Annotated in this window: 12 protein-coding genes; 2 read left to right on the forward strand and 10 right to left on the reverse strand. The window is 70.1% G+C overall.

What is annotated here, in order from left to right; all coding sequences use genetic code 11:
• From TA90_RS03495 to TA90_RS03505, 3 genes are all read right to left on the reverse strand, one after another.
• The coding region (locus tag TA90_RS03495) for a biotin/lipoyl-containing protein (RefSeq protein ID WP_043534638.1) at positions 1-685 on the reverse strand (685 nt) is incomplete at its 3' end.
• Position 686: 1 nt separating this feature from the next.
• Positions 687-1,703, reverse strand: coding sequence for an alpha-ketoacid dehydrogenase subunit beta (locus TA90_RS03500; RefSeq protein ID WP_043534639.1), 1,017 nt, complete (start codon positions 1,701-1,703; stop codon positions 687-689).
• Between the two features lie 27 nt (positions 1,704-1,730).
• Positions 1,731-2,738 carry a thiamine pyrophosphate-dependent dehydrogenase E1 component subunit alpha gene (locus TA90_RS03505; protein ID WP_052450456.1) on the reverse strand — a complete coding sequence of 336 codons (1,008 nt, stop codon included), beginning with the start codon at positions 2,736-2,738 and terminating at the stop codon, positions 1,731-1,733.
• A gap of 215 nt (positions 2,739-2,953) precedes the next feature.
• On the opposite strand from TA90_RS03505, the gene TA90_RS03510 reads away from it, so the two are divergent.
• Positions 2,954-4,219, forward strand: a complete 1,266-nt coding sequence (locus TA90_RS03510) for a GAF domain-containing protein (RefSeq protein ID WP_147513350.1) — start codon at positions 2,954-2,956, stop codon at positions 4,217-4,219.
• Positions 4,220-4,427: 208 nt separating this feature from the next.
• Here the strand turns inward: TA90_RS03510 and TA90_RS13060 are convergent, their stop codons facing one another.
• Positions 4,428-10,532: a GH92 family glycosyl hydrolase gene (locus TA90_RS13060; RefSeq protein WP_187120084.1), complete on the reverse strand. Its 6,105-nt coding sequence runs from the start codon at positions 10,530-10,532 to the stop codon at positions 4,428-4,430.
• 202 nt (positions 10,533-10,734) lie between these two features.
• On the opposite strand from TA90_RS13060, the gene TA90_RS14515 reads away from it, so the two are divergent.
• Complete coding sequence (locus TA90_RS14515) at positions 10,735-11,772, forward strand: LacI family DNA-binding transcriptional regulator (RefSeq protein WP_043534641.1); 1,038 nt, start codon at positions 10,735-10,737, stop codon at positions 11,770-11,772.
• An 11-nt stretch (positions 11,773-11,783) separates the two neighbouring features.
• Here TA90_RS14515 and TA90_RS03525 read toward each other — a convergent pair whose 3' ends face one another.
• The 6 genes from TA90_RS03525 to TA90_RS03550 all read right to left on the reverse strand — a co-directional run bounded on the left by TA90_RS03525 (position 11,784) and on the right by TA90_RS03550 (position 19,774).
• Positions 11,784-12,707 carry a VOC family protein gene (locus TA90_RS03525; protein WP_043534642.1) on the reverse strand — a complete coding sequence of 308 codons (924 nt, stop codon included), beginning with the start codon at positions 12,705-12,707 and terminating at the stop codon, positions 11,784-11,786.
• A gap of 129 nt (positions 12,708-12,836) precedes the next feature.
• Positions 12,837-14,096, reverse strand: a complete 1,260-nt coding sequence (locus tag TA90_RS03530) for a CehA/McbA family metallohydrolase (RefSeq protein WP_052450459.1) — start codon at positions 14,094-14,096, stop codon at positions 12,837-12,839.
• Complete coding sequence (locus tag TA90_RS03535; RefSeq protein WP_147513351.1) at positions 14,093-16,840, reverse strand: glycoside hydrolase family 38 N-terminal domain-containing protein; 2,748 nt, start codon at positions 16,838-16,840, stop codon at positions 14,093-14,095. The genes TA90_RS03530 and TA90_RS03535 overlap by 4 nt, the downstream gene beginning before the upstream one ends.
• Before the next feature lie 53 nt (positions 16,841-16,893).
• A complete protein-coding gene (locus tag TA90_RS03540) occupies positions 16,894-17,985 on the reverse strand; it encodes an ABC transporter ATP-binding protein (protein ID WP_043534643.1) in 1,092 nt (363 codons plus the stop codon).
• Positions 17,982-18,851 (reverse strand): carbohydrate ABC transporter permease, encoded by an 870-nt coding sequence (locus TA90_RS03545; RefSeq protein WP_078062442.1) that lies wholly within the window; start codon positions 18,849-18,851, stop codon positions 17,982-17,984. The genes TA90_RS03540 and TA90_RS03545 overlap by 4 nt, the downstream gene beginning before the upstream one ends.
• A complete protein-coding gene (locus tag TA90_RS03550; RefSeq protein ID WP_197067831.1) occupies positions 18,848-19,774 on the reverse strand; it encodes a carbohydrate ABC transporter permease in 927 nt (308 codons plus the stop codon). The genes TA90_RS03545 and TA90_RS03550 overlap by 4 nt, the downstream gene beginning before the upstream one ends.
• Between the last annotated feature and the right edge of the window lie 7 nt (positions 19,775-19,781).

The following is a 19,781-nucleotide window of genomic DNA, read 5'->3' on the forward strand; positions in this document are numbered from 1 at the left end:
CCTCGCTGCGGCGCGCGGGCTCCCGGTGGGGCATGCGCCCCCCGGCGGTGGTGACCGCCGAGCCGACGTCGGCCAGGCTGATGCGCCCGGCCCGACCCGTGCCGGTGACGGCACCCAGGTCGATGCCGTGCTCGTCCGCGAAGGCGCGGGCGTGGGGTGTGGCGAACACGGAGTCGTCCGTGCTCCCGCGCAGGGACTCCGGGACCACCACGCCACCCGTGTCGGTCGGTGCCGGGCCCGAGGTGGCGCAGGTCGCGGGGCCGCCCTCGTCGGTGGCACAGGTGCCCGCGGGGACGGGTGCGGGGGAGGACTGCGCCACCGGGGACGGTGCCGCCCCGGCTGGCTCGCCGGTTGTCTCCCCGGACGCGCCCGGTGCCGCGGGGGCGGGGCCCGGCTGGGTGTGCTCGGCGATGAAGGCCTCGACCTCGGAGTCGGGGACCGACGGGTCGGCGCTCACCGCGATGAGGGCACCCACCGGCAGGGTGTCCCCGATGCCGACCACGATGCGACGGAGGAACCCGTCGAAGGGGGCCTCCAGCTCGTTGCTGATCTTCGAGGACTCGATGGTGCACAGGGGTGCTCCCTTGGAGAAGGACTCCCCCTCGGCGACCTGCCACTCGCCGACGGTGCCCTCCTCCATCGTCATCCCCCACTTGGGGACCTCGATGGGGTGGATCTCGCTCATCTCATGCCCCCAGGACCTTGCGCACCGCATCCCCGATGCGGGCGTCGGAGGGGACCCATTCCTTCTCCAGGACCGGCGAGAAGGGGACGGGCGTGTGGGGAGGCGTGACCAGCTGGACCGGGGCCTTCAGGGAGTCGAAGGCCTGGGTGGCCGCGAGCGCGACCACGTCGTGGCCGAATCCGCAGCGCGCCGCGGACTCGTCGGCGACGACCAGACGCCCGGTGGAGGCCACCGACTCCAGGATCCCCTCCTCGTCCAGGGGGCTCGTGGTGCGCGGGTCGACGACCTCCACGGAGATCCCCTCCGCCGCGAGCTTGTCGGCCACCCTGTTGGCGGCGTTGACCAGGTTCGACAGGGCCACGATCGTCACGTCGCTGCCCTGGCGGGTGTAGTTCGCGACCCCGAGAGGGATCGTGTAGGGCTCGTCGGGGACCTCGCCCTTGACGTCGTAGATCGCCTTGTGCTCGCAGAAGATCACCGGGTCGTCGTCCCGGATGGACTCCAGCAGCAGCCCGCGCGCGTCGTAGGGGTTCGAGGGCGCCACCACCTTCACCCCGGGGGTCGAGGTGAAGATCTGGTAGGGCGAGTTCGAGTGCTGGGCGGCCGCGCCCACACCCGCCCCGATGATGCCGCGCACCACCAGGGGGGTGGTGGCCTTGCCGCCGAACATGTAGCGGAACTTCGCGGCCTGGTTGTAGACCATGTCGTAGGCGACCCCGAAGAAGTCCATGAACATGAGCTCCGCCACCGGTCGCAGGCCGGTGGCCGCCGCCCCGGCCGCCATGCCCAGGATCGCGGACTCGGTGATGGGCGTGTCGATCACCCGGTCGTCACCGAACTCGGTCCACAGGCCCAGGGTGACGCCGAAGACGCCACCGAAGGCCTCCACGGTCGGGTCGGGGTTGGTCCCTCCCCTCCCCCCGCGCAGGTCCTCACCCATGAGGACGACCTTGTCGTCCTCCCGCATTGCGTCTGCCATCCCCATGCGGATGGCCTCGCGATAACTCCTCGACGTCATCGTCGATCCTCCTTCACGTGTGTGGGCTCAGTACGTCTTGTAGACGTCGGTGAGCACCTGGCTGGGGGCGGGCCATTCGGCGGCCCGGGCGTAGGCCACGGCCTCGTCGACCTCGGTGGTGGCGGCCTCGTCGATCGCGTCGAGCTCGGAGGGGTCGATGACACCCTCGGTGTTCTCGCGGAAGATCTTCAGCGGGTCGCGCTCGTCCTTGTAGGTCTGGAGCTGCTCGGGCGTGCGGTACAGGCCCGCGTCGCCCTCGAAGTGTCCGTAGAAGCGGATGGCACTCGCCTCGATGACGGAGGGGCCCCCGCCCTCGCGCGCACGCTGGACGGCCTCCGCCGCGGCCTCGCGGACCGCGAAGTAGTCGGTGCCGTCCACGACCGTGGCCGGCAGGCCGAAGCCCGCCGCACGCCCGGCGACGTCCCCGGAGCCCACCGCGAAGGCGGCGCCCGTGGCCTCACCCATGCCGTTGTTCTCGAAGACGAAGACGACGGGCAGCTGGAGCACCACCGCCATGTTGAGCGCTTCGAAGGTGAGGCCCTGGTTGGATCCGCCGTCCCCGGTGAAGGAGACGCCCACCCCACCGTTGCCCAGCACCTTCGCGGACAGGCCCGCACCGATGATCAGGGGCGGGCCGCCGCCGACGATGCCGTTGGCGCCCAGCATGCCCACCGACAGGTCCGCGATGTGCATGGAGCCGCCCTTGCCGCGGCACAGGCCCTCGTCCCTGCCGAAGATCTCGCACATCATGGGGCGGATCCCGCAGCCCTTGGCCAGGCAGTGCCCGTGGCCCCGGTGGGTGGAGGCGATGATGTCGGTGGGCCTGAGGTTGTCGCAGACGCCCACGGCGATCGCCTCCTCCCCTGCGTAGAGGTGGATGAAGCCGGGGATGTCCCCGGTCATGTTCTCGAGGTGGAGTCGGTCCTCGAAGGCGCGGATCTCGCTCATGCGGCGATAGGCGTCCTTGAGCTCCTCCACGGGGAACGCGGCCGCACCCGACTTGCGGGTCGACCGACGCTTGGTCGTCGTACTCATCTCACACGCATCCTCATCGACTCGTGTTGCCGACGTCGTGCCGGCATCCGACCCCCGTTGGCCGGACCTGACCCCACGGTAGGCACGAAGGTCCCGGGCAGCGTCGCCATCGCCCCTCCTGCTTCTCCGCAACCGCGGGATCATGCGGATCCGGAGCACATGCCACGTGGTGCAACGTTGCCCTCCCCAGGGGGAGCGCCCCGCACTAGACTGGAATGATCCGACCGGAGGCAATGGTGCTCAGGGGAGGCAGGGTGCGCGGCTACGAGATGGCGATGGGCCACGGGCTCAGCCCTGAGCGCCAGATGCGTCTGCTCAGCCAGGTCCACGCCGCCTTCCTGGAGGGTCGACGCCCCCCGGCCCAGCCCAGACGCGTCATCCGGGACTCCTGGACACGCGTGCGCCGCAGCGGGCTCAACCCCGTCCGTGGGGGCGTGCCCGTCGACGGCGGGGACATGACCCGGGCCCGGGAGTCCGACCCCGCCCAGCACGGAGGGGTCGCCCTGCTGGCCGTGTCGAAGGTCCTCTCCGCACAACTGGATCCCCTGCTCAGCGACGGTGACCTGCTGCTGGTGCTGGCCGACCGGGACGCGAGGGTCCTGACCCGGGCGGGATCTCGCGGGATCACCCGGGGTGCCGACGAGCTCGGCTTCCGGGCTGGCTGTGAGTGGTCGGAGGCCTCGGTGGGCACCAACGCGATCGGGACCACGCTGGTGACCGGGGCGCCGGTCCACGTCCATGCCGCTGAACACTTCTGTCTCTCCCAGCACACCTGGAGTTGCGCGGCGGCGCCGGTGCGTGACCCCCGCACCGGACAGGTCCTGGGAGCCATCGACCTGTCCTTCCCCGCCCGGGCCGTCCACCCCAGCGTGGTGGCCCTGGCGACGTCCCTGGCCGCGCAGGCCGAACTCGTGATGCGGGACGCCCACCGACGCAGCCTCTCACGCCTGCGCGACTCCGTGACCGCAGCACCCGGCGGCGGAACCTGGGCGCTGGTCGATCCCTGGGGGTGGGTGGCCGACTCCGGTGGTGTGGCACTGCCCGACCGTCTGGCCCTGCCCGCCCACCCCGTCGGGACCGCCGTCGTGGAGGGGCTCGGTGCCGTGGAGGCACGCGAAGTGCGCGGCGGGTGGCTCCTGGTGACCCGACCGGGGACCGACGACGGCGCCGAGGGGATCCGCGTCCGCCTCGAGGGCGCACGTTGCGAGGTCGGGGTGGTCGTGGCCGGACACACCTGGAACCACGTGCTGGTCGGGCGCCGGTCGGCCATCGTCGCCTGCCTGGCCCGCCACCCCGAGGGACTCGGCGCCCTGGAACTGGCCCGGGAGGTCTACGGCGAGGGCGGTTCGGAGGTCACGGTCCGGTCCGAGATCCACAGGATCCGCACGGCGATCCCCGGACTGCTGGACACCCGGCCCTACCGGTTGGCCGCCGGGGTCGAGGTCGGGACCGGCACGGGGTCGCCCGGGGCCTCCCGCTGACATCCGCGGCGCCGGGCCGCCCTCGTCGCCCGCCCCGCCACCGCCACCCGGTGGCCCCCGTGACGGGCTCCCACCGAGGACCCGGCCACAGGATGCAGGTGCCCGCGGGCGGACGGTCCCCCCGGTACCGCGCCCCACACGGAAATGGCCGGTGCGGGACAGGCGCACGTCGCGCCCGCCCCGCACCGGCCACCCGATCAGGTCCGGCTCACTCCTCCCCGTGCGCGGCACCCTCGACGCCCGCGCGACGTCGACGGGTGACCTTCATCCCGACACCCGCGGCCAGCAGGACGGCAGCCGCGAGGGAGACGAGGCCGAGACCCCACGCACCCGTGATCGCGAGGCCGCCACCGTGGCCCGGGTTGCCCGGCTCGGAACCGTTCCCCGGCTCGGAGGGTGCGCCCTGCTCGGTGACGGACAGGGGTGCACTGGCCCTGAGGCCCGAGTCCTGCCCGACACCGACGACCGTGTGGTCGCCCGCCGTCGCGGTGGCCGGGACGGTGACGGTGACGCTGAAGCCACCGTTGTCGTCCGTGGTGACCGTGGTGAGGGTGATCGGGTCGGACTCGAGCGTGAGCACGACCTTCTCACCTGCGGTGAACCCGCGACCCGTGATTCCCAGGACCTCGCCCGGAGCGCGGCTGGAGTGGGACAGGACCAGTCCTGCCTCACCGACCGGGGCGCTCCCGACCGTGATGGTCACGGAGTCCGAGGTCGACCCGGAGAAGGAGTCCGGGGCGTCCGGCACGAACACCGCGTGGATCTCGTGGTCACCCGAGGTCGCGAGCCTGACGTCCGCGACGGCGACGCCGCCGGAGACCGTCGCCTCACCGATCTGCACGTCACCCTCGAGGAAGCGCACCGTTCCGGCCGCCTCCGCGGGGGAGACGGTGGCCGTGAGCCCGAAGGACTGGTCGACGAGGATCTGCCCGTCGGGGGCCTTCAGGTCCAGGGTGGTGGCGGCGGGTCCCGGGACGGGGGCACCGACGGTGACCGACGCAGTGGCCTCGACCTGGGAGACCTCACCCACCGCGCTGATCGCGTGGACGCCCGGTGTGGCGTCCTCCGGCACGGTGACCTCAGTGGTGAAGCCACCGGCCACGTCCGCCTCCACCGAGGTGGTGTCGCCCCCGAAGGTCACCGTCACCGACTCGCCGGGGGCGAAGCCCTCGCCCACGACCTGCACCCCCGCTCCCGGCAGCACGGCGTCGCCGCTCACGGACAGCGTCGGCGCGTAGACGACGTCCTGCTCGTCCACCGTCACGCCCACCTGTGCCGATGCCGACGTGACTCCGTCATCGACCGTGACCGTCACCTTGTAGGTGCCGGCCTTCGCGTAGGTGTGCGAACCCGCGACGGTGTTGTCGTCGACGTCGGAGTCGGCGACGGCGGTCCCATCGCCCCAGTTGACGGTCGCCGTGAGATCGGCGCCGGTGCGCCCACCCTCGACGGACGCCAGCGTGCCACTGAACTCGGTGCCGACCGTGGTCGTCACGTCATCGGCGGGGGTCACGACCAAGGAGTGGTCCTGGGTGCGGTCGCCGTCCGAGGCGATGGCGAACACGTGGATCCGACCCTTGGCGACCAGGGAGCCCTCCTCCTGGGGCAGGGTCAGGCTGACCACCGTCTTGGGGGCGCCGGACTCGTCCTTGTCCAGGGCCACGGGCGTGGTCGCGAACACGGCGGACACCTTGATGCTCGACTCCGGGGTGGTCCCGATCAGGCGACCGTTCGAGACGCCCACGACCACGTTCCCGTGGACCGGGTTCTTCGCCGCGCCCACCCAGTCACCGAACCGCAACGGGATCGTCTGGGTGGTGCCGTCGGAGAAGGTCAGGGTGCCCGTGAGGTCCTTGCCCGACTCCGTGGCCGTGCCGATCACCGAGATCTTCGTCGCGCCCGTCCCGAGGTCCAGGGCGATGGTCTGTCCCTCCCCGGTGACGTTGTCGGGCTGGCCGGGCTCCACCGCCGGCAGGTCGAAGGTCAGGTCCGTCCCCGTGACGGGAAGGGTCTCCCCCTGCCTGAACCCGGACGTCGCCAGGTCATCGCGCTTGTAGCCGGATCCCTGTCCGTCGCAGCTCGCACCATGAGATGCGTCGGCGATGCAGGTGTTGTTGAAGGACCCCTGCAGCGTCGAGTCCCGCGACACGACCACGTCGGTGGTGGCCGAGGCCGCCCCGCCGGAGCCGTCCGTGACACTGACGGTCACCGTGTACGTCCCGGCCTTGGCGAAGGTGTGCGGCGCGCTGACCGCCCACCCGCCCAGGCCGTTGGCGGTGAGCCTGCCCGCCGTCGGTTCGGTACCGTCCCCGTGGGAGACGAGGACGGTGTAGTCCGAGGCCGAGGTCCCGGCACCGACGACAGTCGCGAGCGTCCCTGAGAACTCCTGCCCGACCGCGACCTCCTGCTGACCCGAGGAGGTCACGGAGAGACCGGAGGCGTCCGCCGCATGTGCGAACAGCTCCACCTCGGCCAGACCCACCCGGGTGCCCGCGGCGGAGTGCACCACGAGGCGGAAGCTCGTGTAGGCAGCGGGGTCACCCCCGACGGAGAAGGGACGCGTCTGGGTGCCGAAGGGGAAGGTCTGCCCCTCGCGTTCGTCCAGTGTCGTCCAGTTCTCCCCGTCCAGGGATCCCTGCAGGGTCCACGACGACGGAGCCGTGGCCCCTGAATCCTTCGTGGAGGTGAGCGTGTACTGGTGCACGGCCACGGGTCCCGAGGCCGACTTCCAGGTGAGCGAGGCGGAGTCCGAACCGAAGACGACCGAGCTCGTCATGTTGTCGTCGACCAGCTTGGACACGCCGGTGCCGTCCTCGGCGACGAAGGTCCCGTAACCGGACTTGGTCGCGTCGACGAGGGTCTGGGGCACCTCGAGCTCCTCCGTCATGTCCTTGGCACCCCAGGTGCTGGGGGTGTCACTCATGGTGAACTCCAGCGTTCCGCCGCTGCGGACGAGGGCACCGTCGAAGGTCGTGTCCGTGATCTCCTTGCCGTTCGCCCTGACGCCGGCGACGTAGACCTTTCCCTCGGAGGCTCCCGGGGCCGTGATCGTGAGTGTCTTGCCACCCATGTGGACCTTGGCGGAGTCGAACAGCGGGGAACCGATGGTGTAGTTCCCGGAGCCGACCTCCAGGGGGTAGAAGCCCAGCGCGGAGTAGATGAACCACGCCGACATCTCACCGTTGTCCTCATCGCCCGGGTAGCCCTGACCGATGTCGGAACCGGCGAACAGACGCTGGGTGATGTTGCGGATCAGTTCCTGGGCGCCGGAGGGGTCACCCGCCTCTGCGAGGACGTAGGGGATGTGGTGGGCGACCTGGTTGGACATGCCGAGCATGCCCAGACGCACGTCGCGCGCCTCGCGCGCCTCGTGGATGCCGGAGTAGGCGGCACGCTCCTGGGTGGTCAGGAACTGGTGGAGTTCGTCCACCAGCCCCTGGCGGCCTCCGTACAGCGCCGCGAGACCGTCGACGTCGAAGGGTGCGTGGAAGGCGAAGGTCCACCCACTGGCCTCGGTGAACGCACCTCCCCAGGCCTTCTTGTCGAAGTCCGCCCCGTCGGGCCAGGTGCCGTCCGCATTGCGCGCGGTGAACACCCCCGCCTCGGGGTTGTACATCTCGACGTAGTGCTTCGACCGGGCCTCGAAGTACTCGGCCTCGTCCTTCAACTGGTCGACGCGGTCCGCGGGGGTCTCGGGATCGGCGGCGAGCTTCTTGGCCATCTCCGCGATGCCGAAGTCGTTGATGAAGCCCTCGAGGCCCCACGAGGCGCTCTGGTGGGTCGTCTCAGGGGTGAACCCGAGGAAGATCGACGTGTCCAGGCCCTTGCGGCCCACGGCATTGGAGGCCGGGAGCGCGGTGGCGTTCTTCACGGCCGCGTCGTAGGCCTCCAGGGCGGTCTTGTTGCTCAGTGTGCCGTCCGCGTATGCCTCGGCGAATGCGACGTCGGAGCTCGTGCCCGTCATCAGGTCGGCGTAGCCGGGGGAGGACCAGCGGGCGATCCACCCCGAGTCACGGTACTGCTGGACGAACCCGTCGACGAGTTCCTCGCTGAGGTCCGGGTACAGCATGGAGATGGCGGGCCAGGCCGTGCGGTAGGTGTCCCAGAACCCGTTGTTGACGTAGATCTTTCCGGACTTGACCTGGGCGTTCGTCGTGGTGTCGGTCGCGCTGCCGCTCGTGGCGGCCACCGGGCTCGCGTACTCGTACGAGGGCGACGCAGCGGTGCCGACGTTCTCGAACTGCGAGTTCGGGTAGAGGTTGAGCCGGTAGAGGCTCGAGTACAGCGTGACGAGTTGGGAGTCAGAGGCACCCTGCACGTCGGTGATGACACCGAGGCGGTCGTTCCAGGCGGCCGTGGCGGCGTCATGGGCCTTCTCGAAGGAGAGGCCGTTCAGCTCGAGGTCGTAGTTCTTCTTCGCCTGGTCTGCCGAGATGAAGGAGGAGGCGATGCGCAGTTCCACCGTCTTGTCGGAGGAGGTGTCGAACGCCGCGTAGCGGGCGGTGGAGCGGTCCCCCTTGGGGGTGTTCCCGGCCGCCGTCGGGGTCGTGTCGAAGACGCCGTGGATGAACATGCGCGTGCGCCCGGGCCACCCGGACCCACCGTCGACCCATCCGCTGACGGTCCCGTCCGCGGAGACGGAGAGCTTGGAGCTGTCGACCAACTGGTCCACCAGGACCGAGCCCTTGTCCCCTGTGAAGGTGAAGCGGTACACCGCACCGTGGTCCGTGGGCGTCACCTCGGTCCTGATTCCGTTGTCGAAGTCCACGGAGTAGATGTCCGGACGTGCGACCTCGTTGTCGTGGCTGAAGGTCAGTCGCCGGTCATTGAGGTTCGAGGTCGGCTGGTCTCCGGCCGCGGGCATCACCGCGAGCTGGTTGCGGTCGCCCATCCAGATGCTCGGCTGGTGGGAGAAGCCGATGCCGTTGAGTCCCGGCTTGTTCTCGGAGTTGTTCGTGCGCTGGTAGTGGTAGACGGTGCCGTAGTTGTCGGCATTCGTCATGGGCGTGATGAAGTTGAACCCGTTCGGCCAGGCCGTCGCCGGGAGGTTGTTGCCCCGGGAGTACCCGCCCGTCGAGTTCGTGCCCCGACGGGTGTCCACGTAGCTGACGAGTCCGTCCGAGGTGTCACGTTCGGGCGCCTGGTCCAGGGTGACGTCGTCCACCCATCCGGTGAAGGCGGTCCCCGCCGCAGCATCGGGGTTGGAGTACTGGAGGAGGATCTCCTTGACGGTCCGCCCCGCGAAGGCGCTCAGGTCGACCGTCACCGAGTTCCACTGGTCGGGCCACAGGATGTCGGCCTCCCCCTGGGCCGCCGCGTTGGCCGCGAACCCGTAGGCGTCCGTCGCGTCGGAGGTGGAGAGCCTCTGGCCGTCGTCCATGACCAGGTCAATGGCGACATGGGTGGCGGAGTAGGTGACGTCGGAGTCCAGGACCGGGAACACCTTGTAGGACAGCTGCATCCCCTGGGTCACCTTGACGTCCGTCGAGAACAGCTGGTTGGTGGCCTTCGCCTCGCCGGCCGTGATCTGGCGACCCTGGTAGTGCAGGGCGGCCAGTCCGGTGAACCCGACCCCCGTCTTCGCCGTCTCGGAGGCGGTCGGGCCCTTGTCGATGACGGTGCTCATCGGCGAGGACGTGGTGGGTCTCTGCGAGTCGAGGAGCTCCCAGTCCGCCACCTGGAGCAGGCTCGCCCCGTTGTTGGCGGTGATCCTCAGCCGGTACTGGGAGTACGCGGCCGTCCTCGAGGCGAGGGAGTACTCCTTGGTGACCAGACGGTTGTCCTTGTCGGTCTTCCAGACCTGAGCGCTGCGGGTGTCCAGGACCTCCCACTTCGATCCGTCGTTCGACCCCTCGAGGGTGAAGTCCTTCGGGTCGCGCTCAGGCGCGTCGTTCGCGGAGGTCAGGGTGTAGCTCGTGATGGGGGCGGCCTCGGAGAGCCGGTAGACGACCCAGCCGGTGGACTCGCGGGTCAGCCACTTGGTGGAGGGCTGGGCGTCCTTGAGGGAGTCGGCGATCTCACTGGGCGGGTTCTCGTTCGAGGCGGTCACCTGCGCCACCAGGGGCAGGAGGCTCCCGTCGCGGAATGCCTGACCGGTGATGTTGGAGAGTTCGTCGCCGTAGGGCGTGGAGGGAGTCGGTCGGGGGTCGGACGCCTCGAAGGAGGAGCTGAACCCCGGTTGGGGGTTCTCCGCCGGGGCCGCCAGACCCGCCGTCGGAGCAAGTGTCAGCCCGAGGATGCCTGTGAGAGCCAGCGCCGTGAGCCGCGGCGTTCGCGCACGGGCCCCTCGCCGTCTCGGGGATTGGTGTGCCATGGATGGGGTCTCCTTCGTCTCCACTGGATGACTGTCCTGAGGGATTCGGTCCTGCGCCGTCCTTCCACCGGTGGGAGGACTGCACCCCTGGCTCTGCAGGAGGGACCACATGTGTGTTGACATCGCTGTCACAGCACCTCGACAGATTAGCACCTGTCCCAAACCCGGTGGTGCCAACCGGTCGATACCCGAGAATGTGTCCATGGCAGAAGACGATCGGCCCGGTTCTCCCGCTCCCCGCCGCCCCACACTCGCCCAGGTGGCGGCCGCCGCGGGGGTGAGCCTCAAGACGGCCTCGCGCGTCCTCGCCGGTGAGCCCCATGTCCGCGAGGAGACCCGACGACGCGTCCTCGCCCATGCCCAGCAGCTCGGCTACCAGCGCAACTCCGCTGCCAGCCTCCTCGCGGCGGGACGGTCCGTCGACTACATCGGCGTCATCACGGGAGACCTCACCAATCCCTTCTACGCGGGACTCGCCCAGGGGATCGAGGACGGCGCCCGGGACCACGGCCTCCACGTGAGCATCGCGAGTTCCGCGGAGTCCCCGGAGGCCGAGTGGTCACTCGCACAAGGCCTCGCCTCCCAACGCTGCCAGGCGATCATCGTCGTCTCGGCGATGGAGGACCACGCCTGCTACCAGAGCATCCGGCAGGGGGGAACGCCCGTCGTGTTCGTCGACCGCCGCGCACGTGGGCTCGACGCCGACTCCGTCGTCCTGGACAACGTCACCGGTGGGAGACTCGCAGCGGAGCACCTCCTGGGCGCGGGGCACCGCAGGATCGCCTATGTCGGGGACTTCGAGTGGTTGCCCACCCAACGGGACAGGATCCGGGGCTTCGGCGCCGCGATGGAGCGCTCCGGGGTGGAGCAGTGGAGGTCCCTCGTGTGCTCCGACGCCCACGACGCCACCTCCGCGCGGAAGGTGGCGGCCGAGCTCCTCGACGGCCCGCACCCGCCCACGGCACTGGTGGCGGGCAACAACCGTTCCGCCCTCGGTCTCCTCCAGGAGCTCTCCTCGCGCCACCCGCGGTGCGGTGGACCCGCCCTGGTCGGGTTCGACGACGTCGAGTGGGCCGAAGTGGTCGGACTGACCGTCATCGCCCACGACCCCGTGGAGATGGGTCGGCGCGCCGCACGGCTCGCCATCGACCGCCTGGGTGCGCGGGAGCGGGAGGCCGAGACGGTCGTCCTCCCCGTCAGCCTGGTGGTACGTGGCTCAGGTGAACGCCCCGCGGGGTGAGAACGACCCGCTCAGTCCCCCTCACCCTCCCAGGCGGCGCGCAGCGCGGCCAGGTCGAACTTGTGCATCGGCAGGAATGCCTCTGTGAGGCGAGCGAGCTGTTCGGGAGTCCCCGTCGCCGTCATCACCGCCATCTCCGCTGGCGCGATTTGCCAGGACACCCCGAAGCGATCCTTCAACCATCCGCACTGCTCGGCTTCGGGGACCGCGGAGAGTGCCTCCCACAGTCTGTCGATCTCGGCCTGGTCCTCGCACTCGACCAGCAGGGAGACGCCCTCGTCGAAGGAGAACGAGTGGTCGAGGGCGCTGTCGGCCGCGGCGAACCACTGCCCGGCCAGGGTGAAGTCGCCGAACATCAGGGTGCCCTCGGCGTCAGGCTCCATTCCGGCGGGGTAGGGCGCAGTCAGGCCCTCGTGGGAGTCCTCGAAGACCGACATCCAGAAGTCACGGGCCTCGATCGCCTGGCCGGCCCGTTCCCGCGTGAACAGCAGGGAGGGGACGATGACCGGTCGTGGGTCGCCGTCCGGGTCGGTGAGGATGAGCTGCCAGGAGACCCCGAAACGGTCCTGGACCCACCCGTAGTGGGAGGAGAACGGGTACTCCCCCAGCTCCATGAGCGCCTCACCGCCCTCGGAGAGGACCTCCCAGAGTTCGTCGAGGTGCTCGCGCGCCTGCGGGTCTCGCGAGGGGTCGAAGTTGACGAAGAAGGAGATCGAGGGATTCGGGTGGAAGTACGGACCGCCGTCGATGGCCATGAACCGGTGGCCGGCCAGGGTGAACGCGAGGCTCAGCGCGTCCCCGGAGGGAGTGCCGGGCAGGACGACGGACGAGTCGACGCGCGACTCCCCCAGCTGGGCGAAGGCCCGGACGTAGGTGTCCACGGCCTCACCGGCCCGGTGGTCGAACCAGAGGTGGGGGACGATCTCCTGGACCATGGCGGACTCCCGGTGCGACGGAGGGACAGGGCCCCGGACATGTGCCGGGGATCACAACCCTAGTCCGGGGTCGCGCCCTCGGCGCGAGGTGGCGGAGGTGGCGGAGGCGGCGCCCGCCCCCGGTGGGGGTCACGAGCACACGGCCAGGACCGTCCTGCTCGCGTCCTCGAGCCTGTAGGGCCCGTCCTCCTCGGGTGCGGTCACGAGCTCGTCACGGGAGCGCACCATCCGGCGGCGGCCGTCGAGCGAGACCAGTACCGTCCCCTCCGCGTCGATGGGGCGCAACCGGGCCCCCTCCCGGATGAGGACCGGGACCCCCGCATGGACGGGCCGCCCCACCCCGCCCTCGAGGATGCCGCTGGTGGTGACCGTCGTGCGTCCCTCCCGCATCCCCTCGAGGATGGCTTCCTCCGAGCACTCCTCGGCTGCCACCCACGTGGTCGGCAGGCCCGGACGCACGGGCGTCGAGCGGTTGTGGAAGTCGCCTCCCCCCAGCACCACGACGTCCCTCTCCCACCGCAGCATCCAGGCGATCACGGAACGGCCGTGCGGCTCCTGGTACCACGTGCTGTGGCACAGCTCCACGCCCCGGGGCACACGGTCCAACTCGTGGATCCAGGAGCAGTCACCGGAGACCGGGTGGTTGACGGAGAGGATCCCACCCCGACCGGCCACGTCCTCCACCCACTCGCGCGCCGGTCTGCGGAAGTCGATGAACCCGATGCGTCCGAAGGCGTTGGCGTGGCCCATGTGCGTCGTGACCTCCTGGCCGGCGACGAGTGTGATTCCCTGGCGCTCCCCCACGGCGGCGAGGTGTGCGTGGTGACTGGTGGTGTTGTGGTCCGTCACGCACAGGAAGTCGAGTCCCGAACGCACACCCTCGTTGGCGAGCTCCCAGAGGCTCAGCGCCCCGTCGGAGTGGAGCGAGTGGCTGTGCGTGTCGCCCGCGTACCACCGCATGCCCGCAGGTGCGGGCAGGTCCCGGTCGCTCCCGCGGCGCTCCCTGGGAACCGGGTCCTCGACCGGGCCGTGGTCGGGTCGGTCGACCGCAGGGCTGACCACGCGCACCTTCAGGTCGACCCCCGCGGCCGGGACGGTGTGCACGCCGAGGACCACCCACCACCGCCCCGCGTGGACACCCCCGGGGAGGTAACCGGGGGTCGCGTCCTCCTGCGACACCACGAAGGAGCGACGCGCGCCTCCCGACCAGCCCCTCCAGCCGTCGGGGCCCTCGCACCCCAGGTCGATGCACGCGCCCTCGACGTCGTCGACCTCGAGGAACACCTCGAAGGAGGTGTCCCCCTCACGGAGGTCGAAGGGAACGCGCGGATAGCGGTCCGTCGCCTGGGTGGACAGGTCGACGTGCATCTCGGTGACGGTCTGCGTCATGATTCCTCCTCTGGTCCTGCCCGTGTGATGTCAGGTGCCACCAGCGCGTCCCCGGAGCGGAGCGTCACGACCGCCCCGGCGGGCACGGGGTGGTCCCAGAGATCGACCGGGCCGGTGGCACCCAGTCCCTCCATGTCCGTGGGCGACCACGACCCCACTGCCCTGACGCGCATCGGTTCCGGCTCGCGACCGTAGTTCACGAGACGGGCCTCCAGACCTGTCTCCCCCACCCGTCGAAGGGACTCCAGGGCGACGCGGCCCTCCGTGACCAGTGGACCGGAGGACTGCCCGGGACCCGCTGCCCCAGCGGACGCCGCACTGCCCGCGACCGTGACGGGGTCGAACCGGAAGACGTCGGAGTGCTCCACGACACCGGGTCCCGACCCGTCACCGGCGGAGAGGTCGAGGGCGAAGGAGGCGCGCACGTGGACCCCCACGTACTGGGCCCCCGGGACGGCCAGCTCGGACCCCGCCGGCTCGTCGCGCAGGGGATGGACGTTGACGCTCATGAGCCCCACGGCCCTCAGCACCGTCAGCGCGATGTCGGTCGTGCCCCCACCGGGGCGGTCGACGAGCTCGTACTCCGTGAGCTTGTCGAGGAGGACGCCGGCCGACCCGGCCCGGACGAATCGTGTGGCGGGGAAGGTGGGGAGGGGGAACTCCCCCCACCCGCCCTCGGCACCGCGTCCACGGGTGGTCACCCCGAACTGTCCTGCCGAGGAGGACTCGGCCACCGCCGCCACTCCTGTCGGCACGAGCACCCGCAGCCGGTGGTCGCGCACGGTGTTGACGAGCTCCACCTCCACGCGCAGGAACGGTTCGCCGACGCGGAGCTCGAGGTGCGTGTCCACCTCCTGTTCCACCGTCTCGGAGGAACGCCGTGAGCGATCGGACGGGTCCAGCCCACGGGGCAGCCGGTAGCGCCTGCGGACGCGGATCCGTCCCCGCAGCGGGCCGGACTCCACGATGTCGACGTCGACGGACACCGGTTCCCGGACGGTTCCGCCCCCCAGGGGACCGAAGTTGTAGGAGTCCCCCCGGTCCCCCTCGTCGACGAGGCCCAGGGCATCGGTGATGCGCCTGCCGCTGACCGGGTCCTCCACCTCAACGAGACCTGTCGGCCGGACACGGACCGTGACGAGGGAGTTGCCAATCGAGGCGGACGCCCCGTCGACCTCGACCGGTGCTCCCCCCGGCCTGGAATGGCCGGGGACCAGGGGCACCACGGAGTTCCCGGGCACGTCGGCGCCCACCAGCACCCGGCTCCGGGGCGGGGTGACCGTGAGGACGTGCCACAGGTGGTCCTCGGTCGTCCCCGCCACTCGCCGGGAGAGCTCGTCGGAGAACTCCGCGAGGTCGAAGTCCCCGGCGGCGGACTCCGCGACCTCGAAGACGAGCTCGCGACCCTCCCAGCTCCACCCCCTGATCTGTCCCCCGAACAGCTCCTGGCCGTGGATGCGCCGCAGCAGCCTGGGGAGGTCCCGCGAGGTCATCGACTCGTCACCGATGACGGTGTCGAGTTCCTCCAGGAGTTGCGTGTCCGCGGGCAGGTCGTCCACGGTCCGCTCGACGACGACCTCGGTCAGGACGGTGCGCCCCCAGCCGGACTGGTTGAAGACGGCGACGGAGCCACGGGGTGCACACGCGGCGAGCCGGGGGAGACAGGTGTCGATGGCACCCCGGGCGGTGTGGGTCGCCACATGGAGCCTGGACTCGACCTCCTCGGCGGTCTCGTCCACACCGCACCCCGTGACGGAGTCGTGGGCGGTGGACTCGACGACCATCCTCCACCCCCTGCGGAAGAGGGCCGACCGTGACGGGCCCCCCGCCCACGCGTCGAGTCGTTCCGCCGTGGTGAGGGCCCGTTCCGCGGCAGCCATCGCGGCCTTGATGTTCGTCCGGACGGAGAAGACCCCGGGGAGGATGTTGCCGCGGGCGTGGGAGCGCAGCTCACCGCGCACGAGGGGCAGTGCCCCGAGGGCCTCCGGGGTGTGGTCCCTGGAGTCGATGACCTCCCCGACCGTCGCGATGCGCAGGGCGAGCCCGGGCGAGACCTCGTGGACGCCCTCGACCACCTCGACGAGGTCCTGCCGAGGCAGCATGTGGTCGGTGCCGAACATGCCCGCGGCGGGCTCCCCCCGGAACCAGGCGGCATTGGTGCGCAGGTACTCGCCGATGAGTTCCGGTGCCCTGTCCAGGGGGTCGAAGAGCTTCAGCGCGCTCCCGTAGCCGTCCCACAGGTACTCGACCCTGACGCGTTCCCCGTCGAGTGCCTCCCACTCGAAGGCGTGCTCGCGCACGGAGTCGGGGACACCCCGCCACAGCGCGGCGTCCGCGATCCCGAACCCGCGCAGGATCTGCGGCATCTGTGCTGCGTGCCCGAACATGTCCGGCAGGTATCCCACGCGCATCTCGGTGCCCACCCGCCGGGCGGCCTCGATCCCGAGCTCGAGGTTGCGCACGATGGTCTCCCCGTCGCAGCAGAACTCGTCGAGGAGGATCAGGAAGGGACCCACCGCCAACTGGCCGCGTTCCACCGCCGAACGCAGCCGACCGGCCGCCTCGGGGCGGATCTCCAGGTAGTCCTCGAAGGCCGCGCTCTGTCCGTCCAGGGTGAACCGGTAGTCGGGTTCGGACTCCAGGAGGTCCAGGAGCGCATCCACCATGACCACCAGGCGTGCCCGGAAGACGTCATGGGGTTCGTACCACTCCCGGTCCCAGTGGGTGTGGGGGACGAGCCACATCGCCGGGGGGGCCGCCGCGCCCGGAGCGGACGACCCGGGCTCGGAGGCACCGTTCACCGCTCGCCACCACCGATCCTGGTCCCGTTCCCCGCGTCGAAGAGGAGCGTCTTCGACACGGGCATGGTGAACCAGCACTGCTGACCGACCTCGGGGAGCGGGTCCTCGGCGACCACGGCCTGCAGACGCGCCCCACCGACACGGGCGGTCAGCAGGACGCTGGCCCCGAGGTTCTCCACCGTGGCGACCTCCGAGCCGATGGCCCCGTCCACCGCCTGCGCGGACCACCCCACGTACTCCGGTCGCACACCCCACACGACCTCGAGGCCGTCCTCGACCCCCTCCAGCACCCCGGCACGGACGGGCAGCTCCGTGCCGTCGGCGGTGCGCACCGCGCCGCCCGAGACGCGGGCATCGACGAGGTTCATCGGGTGTGAACCGATGAAGGAGGCAACGAAGGTGTTGATCGGATCGTGGAAGACCTCCCGCGGGGTGCCGATCTGCTGGATCCGCCCCTCCTTCATGACCGCGATCCTGTCGGCCAGGGCCAGGGCCTCCGACTGGTCGTGGGTGACGAACACCGAGGTCACGCCCAGCTCCTGTTGGAGCTCCTTGAGGAAGGACCGTGCCTCGAGACGCAGGCGAGCGTCGAGGTTGGAGAGGGGTTCGTCCAGGAGCAGGACCCTCGGTCTGGTGGCGATCGCCCTGGCGAGGGCCACCCGTTGCTGCTGGCCACCGGAGAGCTGACCGGGGCGGCGCTCCAGCAGCGCGCCCAGCGAGAGCTTCGCGGCCGTGTCGGTGGCGACGGCGCGACGGTCCTCCTTGGGGACCTTGCGCACCCGCAGGGGATAGGCGATGTTGTCGCTGACGTCCATGTGCGGGAAGAGCGCGTAGTCCTGGAACACCATCGCGACCCCGCGGTCGCCGGGTTCGCGGTCCGTCATGTCCTCGTCCCCGATGAGGAGCTGTCCCTCGGTGATCGACTCGAGCCCGGCGATCGAGCGCAGCAGGGTCGTCTTGCCGCACCCGGAGGGGCCCAGCAGGGCGAAGAACTCCCCGTCGTCGATCCGCAGGTCCACCCCGTCGACGCCCCGTACCCCGTTCGGGTACTGCTTCACCAGGGATGTGGCGGTGATGGTAGCGGTCATGACTTGATCCCCCCGTAGAAGCGGAAGCCGAACTTCCTGTTGACGAAGAAGTAGATGAGGATGACGGGCAGCGCGAAGACGAGGGAGAAGGCGGAGATCAGACGGAGGTCTGCCTGTCCCGACTCCGTGTAGAAGGTGTACATGAGCACCGCCGCCGGTTGCCGGTCGGGATCGCGCAGGAGGAGGTAGGGCACCAGGAAGTTGCCCCACACCTGCACGATGGTCCAGATCGCGACGAATGCGATCCCCGGTCGGGCCACCGGCACGACGACATCGCGCAGGATCCGGAACGGACCGGCCCCGTAGAGGCGCGCCGACTCCTCGTAGGACTTCGGGACGGAGTCCATGAAGTCCTTGAGGATGAAGACGACCGTGGGGAGCAGCCCTCCCGACAGGACGAGCATCACGCCGGTCTGCGTGTTGATGAGCCCCACCGCGTTCATGAGCTGGAAGGTGGGGACCATCGCGGCGGTGCCGGTGACGATCGAGGAGAGGAGGAGCAGCCCGTAGAGCAGGGAGTCCCTCCCGGGGATCCGCACCCTGGACAGCGCGTAGCTGGCGAGGGTGCCGAACACCACCGTGACGGCCATCGTCCCGGCGGCGATCAGCAGGGAGTTGCCGATGGAGCGCAGCGCGTAGGGATTGTCCACCAGCCTCTGGAAGTTGCCGAACGTCCAGTCCGGCCACTTGACCGCCATGGTCGGGTTCGCGTCGAAGGGCGCCACGAAGAGCCAGACGAGGGGCAGTGCGAAGAACACCCCGATGAGGGTGAGGCCCGCGACGAAGAGGATCCTTCCCAGCACCTTCCGGAACTGCCTCGCCAGGCCCGTCCTCCGGGGGGTCTCGATCCCGGGCCGTGTGCTCATGACCTGCTCCTTCCCACCCGCATGTAGAACAGCGCGATGACGAGGTTGATCAGCAGCATGATCATCGACAGTGCTGCGCCCAGGCCGAGCTGACCGCCCGGGATCGCCGTCTGGTAGATGTAGACCGACAGGATCGACGTCTTCCCGTTCGGCCCGCCCGCGGTGAGCAGGTAGGGCGTGAAGGTGTTGAAGGTCCACAGCGTGATCATCAGTGTGTTGGTGAGGATGTGACCCCTGATCGTCGGGATGACGACGTCACGGAGCTGCTGGAACCCGGACGCCCCGGCCATCTGGGCGCTCTCGAGTTGCGAGGGCGGCACGGCGGAGAGGGCCGAGGAGAAGAGCTGCATCGAGAACGCGGTGCCGATCCAGATGTTGAACACGATGATGACGAGCATCGGGTGCTCGATGAGCCAGGCCTTGTTGGGGGTGTTGAGGATCTCGTTGAGCGTGCCCCCGCGTCGGTCCAGGAGCGCGATCCACAGGAAGGCGTGGACGCTGCCCGGGATGACCCAGGCCGCCAGCACGATCGACTCCAGGAGCGTGCGCGCCCATCCGGCGATCCGCCTGGTGCTCCACGCGAGGATGAACCCCAGCACGGACTGACCGATGACGCCCGAGAAGAGGACGAAGACCACCGTGAGGCGCAACGAGTTCCAGAAGGAGGGGTCCTTCAGGGCTCCGATGTAGTTGTCGAACCACACGAAGCTCGTGTCGGCCGCCGCCAGACCGGTCAGACGGAAGTCCGTCAGACCCAGGTAGATGGTCCATATGGCGGGGAAGAGCAGGAAGAACCCGATGATGACGAGGGCGGGGACGACGAAGAGTCCGGCACGTGTCATGCCGAGCCCGGCGACGTCCTCCGCACGGTGCCGGGAGCGCGTGCGCGTCCCCGGCACCGTGGTCTGCTGAGGCGTACTCACGGGTGCG

It is taken from the genome of Actinomyces polynesiensis (genome assembly GCF_000820725.1).
Classification (GTDB): Bacteria; Actinomycetota; Actinomycetes; order Actinomycetales; family Actinomycetaceae; genus Pauljensenia; species Pauljensenia polynesiensis.